Source organism: Flavobacterium sp., assembly GCF_020217025.1.
Classification (GTDB): Bacteria; Bacteroidota; Bacteroidia; order Flavobacteriales; family Flavobacteriaceae; genus Flavobacterium.
In genome coordinates this window covers 1-10,000 of sequence record NZ_JAIWOF010000109.1, presented here as the reverse complement: position 1 = coordinate 10,000, position 10,000 = coordinate 1, and the positions used below count along the sequence as shown (strand labels likewise).

Annotated in this window: 10 protein-coding genes; 8 read left to right on the top strand and 2 right to left on the bottom strand. The window is 32.8% G+C overall.

Going from position 1 to position 10,000, the window contains the following annotated elements; translation table 11 throughout:
* Window positions 1-897 (bottom strand): Rho termination factor N-terminal domain-containing protein (locus LDL23_RS05340; protein ID WP_291264786.1); only part of this gene is annotated, 897 nt, incomplete at its 3' end.
* Between the two features lie 187 nt (window positions 898-1,084).
* Between LDL23_RS05340 and LDL23_RS05335 the strand changes: the two genes are divergently transcribed.
* On the top strand, window positions 1,085-1,495 hold the full coding sequence (locus LDL23_RS05335; protein WP_026724970.1) for a DUF4293 domain-containing protein: 411 nt from the start codon (window positions 1,085-1,087) through the stop codon (window positions 1,493-1,495).
* 114 nt (window positions 1,496-1,609) lie between these two features.
* Here the strand turns inward: LDL23_RS05335 and LDL23_RS05330 are convergent, their stop codons facing one another.
* The gene (locus LDL23_RS05330; protein WP_291264785.1) at window positions 1,610-2,104 is read right to left on the bottom strand and encodes a metallophosphoesterase family protein; all 495 of its coding nucleotides are present in this window, start codon (window positions 2,102-2,104) and stop codon (window positions 1,610-1,612) included.
* Window positions 2,105-2,201: 97 nt separating this feature from the next.
* Between LDL23_RS05330 and truA the strand changes: the two genes are divergently transcribed.
* From truA to LDL23_RS05295, 7 genes are all read left to right on the top strand, one after another.
* Window positions 2,202-2,948 carry a tRNA pseudouridine(38-40) synthase TruA gene (truA, locus tag LDL23_RS05325; protein ID WP_291264784.1) on the top strand — a complete coding sequence of 249 codons (747 nt, stop codon included), beginning with the start codon at window positions 2,202-2,204 and terminating at the stop codon, window positions 2,946-2,948.
* 55 nt (window positions 2,949-3,003) lie between these two features.
* Complete coding sequence (locus tag LDL23_RS05320; RefSeq protein WP_291264783.1) at window positions 3,004-3,492, top strand: hypothetical protein; 489 nt, start codon at window positions 3,004-3,006, stop codon at window positions 3,490-3,492.
* 29 nt (window positions 3,493-3,521) lie between these two features.
* Window positions 3,522-5,273, top strand: a complete 1,752-nt coding sequence (locus LDL23_RS05315; protein WP_291264782.1) for an ABC transporter ATP-binding protein — start codon at window positions 3,522-3,524, stop codon at window positions 5,271-5,273.
* A gap of 229 nt (window positions 5,274-5,502) precedes the next feature.
* The gene (gene lpdA, locus LDL23_RS05310) at window positions 5,503-6,891 is read left to right on the top strand and encodes a dihydrolipoyl dehydrogenase (protein WP_291264781.1); all 1,389 of its coding nucleotides are present in this window, start codon (window positions 5,503-5,505) and stop codon (window positions 6,889-6,891) included.
* A 225-nt stretch (window positions 6,892-7,116) separates the two neighbouring features.
* Window positions 7,117-8,010 (top strand): hypothetical protein, encoded by an 894-nt coding sequence (locus LDL23_RS05305; RefSeq protein WP_291264780.1) that lies wholly within the window; start codon window positions 7,117-7,119, stop codon window positions 8,008-8,010.
* 214 nt (window positions 8,011-8,224) lie between these two features.
* Window positions 8,225-9,220 carry a virulence RhuM family protein gene (locus LDL23_RS05300; RefSeq protein ID WP_291264779.1) on the top strand — a complete coding sequence of 332 codons (996 nt, stop codon included), beginning with the start codon at window positions 8,225-8,227 and terminating at the stop codon, window positions 9,218-9,220.
* Window positions 9,221-9,336: 116 nt separating this feature from the next.
* On the top strand, window positions 9,337-10,000 hold a 664-nt coding region (locus LDL23_RS05295; RefSeq protein ID WP_291264778.1), incomplete at its 3' end, for an ABC transporter permease.

Here is a 10,000-nt window from a genome sequence, read left to right as displayed (position 1 = left end):
ATCGTGACCGTTAATTTTTAATACTTTTACTAATGGAAAATACTTTTCTCCCTCTTTCGGAGGGCGCACTACTCCTTTTACCGTATCTCCTGTTTTTAATCCGAACAAACGAATTTGAGACGTTGATAAATAAATATCATCTGGAGACGCTAAATAATTGTAATCCGAAGAACGTAAAAATCCGTAACCATCAGGCATCATTTCTAAAACGCCTTCACTTTCAATAATTCCGTCGAACTCATAATCAGGTTCTCTGAAATTTTGTTTTTTATTTTGATGTGGATTTTTGTTGTTATTCGGAGTGTTCCCTGTATTTCCTTCAGTAGGATTACTTTTTTTGTAATCAGGATGGTTGGGGTTATTTTGATTTGCCTTGTGATTTGGATTTCTCGACAAATTTTTATCATTCTGAGAAGTTTCTGTAGTAGTCACTTCTTTAATTGGTTTTTCAGCTTTAGCTACCTCTTCGTTAGTAGCTTCTTTGTTTGGTAAAGGTTTTTTATTTTTAAAATCTTTACGAGGTAGTTTGCCATTTGGTTTAGGTGAAACTACTTTTGACTCACTTACTTTGATTTCTTCATCTTTATCAGTTACTTGAGGAATAATATCTTCTGGTAAATCTTTTAAAGGTTTTGAGAATAAATCTTTTTTTATTTTTGGCGCTTGGCTAACTTCTTTTTTAGGAGCAATTCGCGCTCTTTTTTCTTTAGGTTGGTCTGTGGCTACTTCTTTAGGTAATTCAGATTTAATTACTTCTGGCTTAGCTGCTTGTAAGTCTAAAATTTGGTATACCAAGTCATCTTTTTTAAGAGAACGGTACTTATTAATTTTAGCCACTTTTGCAATCTCTTGCAAATCAGAGAGTTTCATCTCCTTTAATACTTCAATATCAAACATGGATATAAGTTGAATAAAATTGTTGATAGGGTTAAAACAAAAAAATGATAGATTTTTTTTTGAGGTGTAAGGTGTCGCAGAATGAAGTACTTACGACTAATACAATGCAATAATACGAATAAATTTGAATATAACAATAGTTTTAATTGAAAAGAAATACTATTTTTGCTCTACAAATCAACTCAAAATGATACAAAGAATTCAAACGGTTTATATGGCTATCAGCGCTATTGCGATGGGCGCTCTGCCATTTGTATTTTCTTTATGGACAACAACCGATAAAAAAGAAGTGTTTTTTACTTCTTCTTTATTATATATCATTTTTTTCGTGGTTTCAGCTTTATTAGCGGTTTTTAGTATTATCAATTTTAAAAAGAGACAACATCAATTTGTGTTAAACAGATTGAACATGATATTTAACTTTATTTTACTAGGATTTTTTGTGTATCGCTCGCTAAACTTATCCGGAGAAACCATGGTTTCTGAGAAGGGTATTGGGATGTTTCTTCCTGCAATTTCTATCGTTTTATTAGTCTTGGCCAACAAGGCAATAAAAAAGGACGAAGAGCTCGTAAAATCTGTTGATCGATTACGATAAACCTATCATCTTAGTTTATTAGTGCGAAGAAAAAATCCGAAGCGAAAGTTTCGGATTTTTTTGTTTTAAACAGATGTACAACGAATGTTGAATAACGAATATTGAAGTTTTAAACTACTTTTTACCAAGCTCAATCACCTCCAAACTCTGGATTTTATCACCGTCGATTTCAAAACGCAACATGGTTCGTACTTGATGAAACCCATATTTTCCACAAGCTCCTGGATTCATGTGTAATAAATTCAACTTCTTATCAAATTGTACTTTTAATATGTGAGAATGACCGCAAATGAATAATTTCGGAGGATTTTTTGTAATTTCTGCTCGAATTGATTGATTATATTTATCCGGATAACCGCCAATATGCGTAATCCAAACATCAACACCTTCACAGAAAAATCGATTGTTTAAAGGAAATTCCATTCTGGCTTTGTCATCGTCTATATTGCCATAAACTCCTCGAAGTGGCTTTAATTTTTTAATCGAATCGGTAACTGCTAAATCGCCAATATCACCAGCGTGCCATACTTCATCGGCTTGGTTGACGTATTTTAAAATGGCGTCATCAATGTGACTGTGCGTATCGGATAACAAAAGAATTTTCTTCATAAGACAAAATTAAGTTTTTATTATCACAATTTGAAAGGAACTTTACTTTTGAATTTTGTAAATTTGCAAGCTATTTAAGAAAACCGAACACCCAATTTTGAGATATTTCATAGAATTTGCCTACAACGGAAAAAACTTCCACGGATTTCAGAGTCAGCCTGACGCCGCTTCGGTACAGGAAACTTTGGAAAAAGCGCTTTCTACCCTTTTCAGAGAAACTATCGCCATTGTAGGTGCCGGAAGAACCGATTCGGGCGTGCATGCCAAACAAATGTATGCGCATTTTGAAACCGAATTGGAATTGGATTCCGACTATTGGTCACACAAATTGAATTCGTTTTTACCGCCGTCGATTGTAGTGTATCGTATTTTTAAAGTGGCTGATGAGGCTCATGCGCGTTTTGATGCTACTTCGAGAACTTACGAATATTACATGCACACGTTTAAAGATGCGTTTATTACCGATGGAAGTTGGTATCATTCGCATCATTTGGATTTGGACAAAATGAATGAAGCGTGCAAAATTTTATTCGAATACATTGATTTTGAGTGTTTTTCGAAAGTACATACCGATGTGAATACGTTTAATTGTAAAATTTCGGAAGCGCATTGGAAACAATCGGGAAATCAGCTTATCTTTACCATCACCGCCGATAGATTTTTGCGCAATATGGTAAGAGCGATTGTGGGAACTATGGTAAACATCGGTTTAGGCAAAATAGAAGTTGCTGATTTAAGAACGATTATCGAAAGTAAAAACAGAGGAAAAGCTGGATTTTCAGTTCCAGCACACGGATTGTATTTGGTGAATGTTAGGTATCCGTATATTGAAGACAGAAAATAGATTTTAGAAAATAGAACAAAAAGAAAAGAAACTTAAAATAAAATAAGATTCAAATTTGGAGAAAAAAATAATAGATCGGATTGTTACTTTAAATTTAATACTGATAAGCTTTTTGATTCTTGATCATGTTCTTCCTAGTAAAGAGAGTAAAACTGAAGAATTATCGTCAATTTACAGTTTTACAAATACAACAGGGGGTTCAAGAAAACCTACAATGGATACTAAATCTATTTTAGAATTAAATAATGGTGAAAGATACAGAATTGAAAAATTTCCTGAAAAAGAATATAACAAAGGACAAAAAATAATAATTGTAAAATCTATTTTATCTGAAAATGTAAACAAAATAAAAATACTCGATAAAAAATGGGAAACTATTTATGTTGGACTATTTTCCAACTTAATACTGCTAATTTTTTTAATAATTGCATCCATAGTTACCGTTTTAAACATCAAAATGAGTAATAAATTGACTAACGCGTTATTAATATTCTCAATGATGTTTTTATTGATTCTATTTTTTGTTTACAATTTCTATTTTTAAATACAAAACAGTAACAACAAAATAATTAAATGAAGCTCATCAAATCCAATTCACTAAAAAAAGTATTGCACTATGCGAAGCCTTACCAAAAAAGGTTCAATTGGGTAATCGTTTGGGCTATCTTACTTTCTATTTTCGCTGCAGCGCGACCTTATTTATTAAAACAAACGGTTGACGAATACATCAAACCTGAAGACAAACACGGATTACTTTTATATGTAATCATTATGGCGGTGGTACTTTTATTAGAAGTATTAGCGCAGTTTTACTTTACCTATTGGGCAAATTGGCTCGGACAAGACATTATTAAAGACATTCGCGAAAAATTATTCCATCATATTACTTCGTTTAAAATGAAGTATTTTGATAATGAACCTGTTGGAAAATTGGTGACACGTTCGGTTTCCGATATCGAATCGATTGCTAGTATTTTCAGTCAAGGTTTGTTTATGATTGTGAGTGACGTGCTTAAAATGATTGTGATTTTGGGAATTATGTTCTTCATGAACTGGAAATTATCGTTAATCGTATTAGCCGCAATGCCAGTTTTAATTTATGCTACCGATGTTTTCCAAAAGAAAATGAAAGTCGCTTTTAACGAAGTTCGAAACGAAGTAGCCAACCTAAACACCTTTGTACAAGAGCGATTAACAGGAATGAAAATCGTACAATTGTTTAACAGAGAAGCAATTGAATTAGAAAAGTTCAAAGAAATCAACCAGAAACACAACGTAGCTTGGTTGAAAAATATTTTGTACAACTCCATCTTCTTCCCTATTGCTGATATCGTTTCTTCATTGACTTTAGGAGCAATTGTATATTACGCCGGAATTTCCATTATAAATGGTGACACATTAACTACCGTAGGAGATTTATTCGCTTATACCATGTTAATCAACATGTTATTCAATCCATTGCGTCAAATTGCGGATAAATTCAACGTGATGCAGATGGGAATTATCGCTGCGGATAGAGTTTTTGAAATTTTAGAAAAAGATGATGATGTTCAAGATAACGGAACAGTCGAAGCAACGCATTTTAAAGGGTTGATTCAATTGAAAGACGTTCGTTTTAGTTATATTAAAAACGAAGAAGTTTTAAAAGGCATCAGTTTAGAAGTTCAACCTGGTGAAACCATTGCTATTGTAGGAAGTACGGGAGCTGGAAAATCGACTATCATCAATTTATTAAATCGTTTTTACGAAATTAATTCGGGTGAAATTACGATTGATAACCGAAATATTAACGAATATACCTTAGAAAGTCTTCGCAAGCAAATTGCTATTGTGTTGCAAGATGTTTTCTTGTTTGCTGATACGATTTATCACAACATTACGCTGCATAACGAAGCCATTACAAGAGAAGACGTTATCACAGCGGCTAAAAAAATTGGCGTGCACGATTTCATTATGTCTTTACCTGAAGGCTACGATTACAATGTAAAAGAACGCGGAGTGATGTTATCTTCTGGTCAACGCCAATTGATTGCCTTTTTGAGAGCCTACGTAAGTAATCCAAGTATTTTGATTTTGGATGAAGCGACTTCGTCAATCGATACACATTCAGAAGAATTGATTCAAAAAGCCACCGAAACTATTACAAAAGACAGAACTTCTATCGTAATCGCTCACCGATTAGCAACCGTTATCAACGCGAGTAAAATCATCGTAATGGATAAAGGTCAAATTGTTGAATTCGGAAAACATAGCGAATTGGTTAATAAGCCAAAGGGTTATTATAAGAAATTGTACGATTCGCAGTTTGCTGTGGAGGTTGAATAGTGTAGTGTTCAGTATTCAGTGATTAGTGTTCAGTTTTAGAACGCGGATAACACAGATTGAACGGATAATCGCTGATTTTTTTGTGCTCCTTGTGCTTTCTTTGTGTGCTTTGTGGTTAAGATTTCCTCTGCGTTTCTTTGCGTAAAACTTTGCGAACTTTGCGTTTAAACTTTTAAAATAATTCCTTAAATTCGCAACTTATAAATAAAACTGAAATACTTTATAAAAAATGAAATACGATATCATAGTTTTAGGAAGTGGTCCTGGTGGTTATGTAACTGCTATTAGAGCATCACAATTAGGCTTCAAAGTAGCCGTTATCGAAAAAGAAAATTTGGGGGGAATTTGTTTGAATTGGGGTTGTATTCCAACGAAAGCATTATTAAAATCGGCTCAAGTTTTTGATTACCTAAAACATGCTTCAGATTACGGATTAACTGTTAAGGAATTTGATAAAGACTTCAATGCTGTTGTAAAACGTTCTCGTGATGTAGCAGAAGGAATGAGCAAAGGAGTTCAATTCTTAATGAAGAAAAACAAAATTGACGTTATTGATGGTTTTGGAAAAGTAAAACCAGGTAAAAAAGTAGACGTAACAGCTGCTGACGGAAAAGTTACTGAATATTCAGCGGATCATATCATCATTGCAACAGGAGCGCGTTCTCGCGAATTACCTAACTTACCTCAAGATGGTAAAAAAGTAATCGGATACCGTCAAGCGATGACATTACCTGAGCAACCAAAGAAAATGATTGTTGTAGGTTCTGGTGCGATTGGAGTTGAGTTTGCTCATTTCTATAACGCAATGGGAACTGAAGTTACGATTGTTGAATTCATGCCAAACGTAGTTCCAGTGGAAGACGAAGACATCTCAAAACAATTTGAGCGTTCGTTGAAAAAAGCAGGAATCAACGTAATGACAAATTCTTCTGTAGAAAGAATTGATACTTCTGGAAACGGAGTTAAAGCATTCGTAAAAACAGCAAAAGGAGAAGAAGTTTTAGAAGCCGATATCCTATTATCAGCAGTTGGAATTAAAACCAACATTGAAAACATCGGATTAGAAGAAACAGGTATTGCTACTGATAGAGATAAAATCTTAGTTAACGCATATTACCAAACTAACGTTCCAGGTTACTACGCAATTGGTGATGTAACGCCAGGACAAGCTTTAGCACACGTTGCTTCGGCTGAAGGTATTTTATGTGTGGAAAAAATTGCAGGTTTACACGTAGAAGCGTTAGACTATGGGAACATTCCAGGTTGTACGTATGCTACTCCAGAAATTGCTTCTGTGGGTATGACTGAAAAACAAGCGAAAGAAAAAGGATACGAAATTAAAGTAGGTAAATTCCCATTCTCAGCTTCAGGAAAAGCTAAAGCTGCTGGAACGCCTGACGGATTTGTAAAAGTAATTTTTGATGCTAAATACGGTGAATGGTTAGGTTGCCACATGATTGGTGCCGGCGTTACCGATATGATTGCAGAAGCAGTTGTAGCGCGTAAATTAGAAACTACAGGACACGAAATCTTGAAAGCAGTTCACCCTCACCCTACTATGAGTGAAGCAGTTATGGAAGCGGTTGCTGATGCTTACGGTGAAGTGATTCACTTGTAGTCTTTAGAACAAAGATAAAAGTACAAAGTATATAGAAAAATCCGATTTGTGAAAGCAGGTCGGATTTTTTTGTTGATAACTTGGAAAGGGTTTGTAGGAAAAATTAATTATATTTGAAAATAAATATTACATTTAATTTAAAATTTAGAAATATTAAAAAAGTCGGAAAAACCGAAACAGCGACTTAAAATACTGAAAGTAAGTAGTAAAATAATTCTTTTTTTTATGAAAAAAATCCTTTTAATGAGTTTTATTTTGAGTAATTTAATTATTTCTTGTAAGAATGATAACAACTTGAAAAATATTAATTCAGAGAATCTACTAACTTCTGATGAAATTTTTAAAAATAAAGATACATTAACTAATAAAGGTGTCTTAAATTTTTTAAAACAATATTATGTTACCGTAAATTTTGAAGAGTCAATAAAGAATGACCCAAACTTAAACAAAGAAGCTTTAAAAAATTTAATAACAAAATATATCAATGAAGATTATACCATCCAAAAAGATAAATTTTTTAAAGAATTTCAAAATAAATTATTTGCTTTAATAAAAAAATCAAATTCTAAAAAAGTTTTTGAAGAATCTCATTATAATTTACTGTCTGAATATGGTGATTATGGATTTGGTTACTCACAATATTCATTCGGAGAATTATCTGATGATTTAATTTTAGTCAATCGTATTGTTTATGGAATGATGAATATGGAGAATATTATTTTTAGACTTCAAAAAAATCAAAATGGAGATTATAATTATATAGAATTTAATGAAGATAGTTTATCTAAATTAACAGAATCTGCAATTGTTAAGTTGGAAAAAGAAAAAAACACAAAATTTGAAAGACAAGGAAACCGTGGACAAGTTTATCATACCACTACAATTAATGGTGATAAATACTTTACCTTACCATTTTATGAAATAATTGAAGGAGATGAATGTCCTGGATGTGGTCATGTATATAATTTATTACTTGCATATAGTTTTAAAACTGATAAGTTTTTTTATTTATATGATAATCCTAAAATAAATACTGATGACTGGAAGTTTGATGAAAACGAGGGTGGTGATAGTTGTTCCGTACCAACAAATAATTCTACATGGATTTCAATACAATAATTTTAACCAAGATAACACAAATAAAAAAAAACCGATAGCGGATTCACAATCCTTACCTACAAAACAAACAAAAATCCGACTCCACCACAAGTCGGATTTTTTACTACAACTCTTACAAATCTAAGTTGTCAAGTGATAAATAATTCAGTATATTTGATTGTACTAATGATGCTTTTTTCAAAGTTTCTAAAAATGTATTTCTAATAGTATATAAATGGAGGAAAATTTAAAAAAATTCTTGTTATACACCGCTCCTACTGGTGAAATTCGTGTTGATGTTTTGTTGCAAGATGAGTCGGTTTGGTTAACTCAAAAAGCAATTGCTGAGCTTTTTGGTGTAGTAAAATCAACTGTTAGCGAGCATTTAACAAATATTTATACTACTCACGAATTAGAAGAAACTTCAACTGTTCGGAAAATCCGAACACTTCAAACAGAAGGCAATCGAAAAGTAAATAGAGATTTAGAGTATTACAATCTCGATGCCATTATTTCAGTTGGTTATAGAGTAAATTCAGCTAAAGCAACTCAATTTCGTATTTGGGCAACACAAGCATTAAAAGAATACATTATTAAAGGTTTTGTTTTAGATGATAATCGTCTAAAACAAGGGCAAGCAGTTTTTAGAAAAGATTATTTTAAAGAATTATTACAACGTATTCGTTCTATTCGAGCAAGTGAGCGTCGTATATATCAACAAGTGACTGATATTTTTGCCGAATGTTGTTTAGATTATGACAGAAATTCCGAAATCACAAAGAACTTTTATGCTATGATTCAGAATAAGTTTCATTTTGCCATAACTGGAAATACAGCTGCCGAAATCATTCACAAAAATGCAGATAAAACTGCTGAAAATATGGGTTTAACAACTTGGAAAAATGCTCCTGATGGTAGAATTTTAAAGCAAGATGTTATCATAGCAAAAAACTACTTAGATGAAAAAGAAATCAAACAATTAGAACGAACGGTTACTTCCTATTTCGATTATATTGAAGGCTTAATCGAACGGGAAAACACATTCACTATGGAACAATTAGCCGAAAGTGTCAATAGATTTTTAAACTTTAATGATTATAAAATTTTAGAAGGAAAAGGAACTATTTCCAAACTTCAAGCGGATAAAAAAGCCATTCAAGAATATGAAGTGTTTAATAAAACTCAAAAAATAATTTCTGATTTTGATAAACAAATTAAAAAACTAAATTAAAGTTATTGTTTTAAAACCCGACTCCTTCACAAGTCGGATTTTTTACTACAACTCTTACAAATATCATGTTTTATCTGACTAAAAATCACTATATTTGATTGTAATTAAGATGCTTCATGAAAAAATATTTCGACAATCTTACTGAAGCTTTACAAAACTTCCTCATCGAAGTGGGCGAACTCTCCTACTTTGCAGGGCGTTTTTTCAAAGAATTTTGGAAACCTCCTTACGAATTCAAAGAACTCTTACGCCAGTGTTTTTATATTGGAAATCGCTCTTTATTGTTGGTAAGCGTTACGGGTTTTATCATTGGGTTGGTTTTTACCTTGCAATCTCGCCCAACGTTGCAGGAATTCGGTGCTGTTTCATGGATGGCGTCAATGGTGAGTGTTTCCATTATTCGTGAAATTGGCCCCATCATCACCGCTTTAATTTGCGCTGGAAGAATTGGTTCAGGTATTGGTGCCGAATTAGGTTCCATGAAAGTAACAGAACAAATTGATGCTATGGAAGTTTCGGGAACCAACCCCTTCAAATATTTAGTCATTACTAGAATTTTAGCGACTACCTTGATGTTGCCGTTACTAGTAATCGTAGGCGATTTCATTGCAATTTACGGTTCGTTTTTAGTGGAAAACATCAAAGGAAATGTGTCGTTTACCTTATATTTCAATCAGGTTTTTAATATTTTAGAGTACAGCGATATTATGCCGGCTACCATCAAAACCTTCTTTTTTGGATTTGCGATTGGTTTGGTGGGTTGCTACAAAGGTTATAACT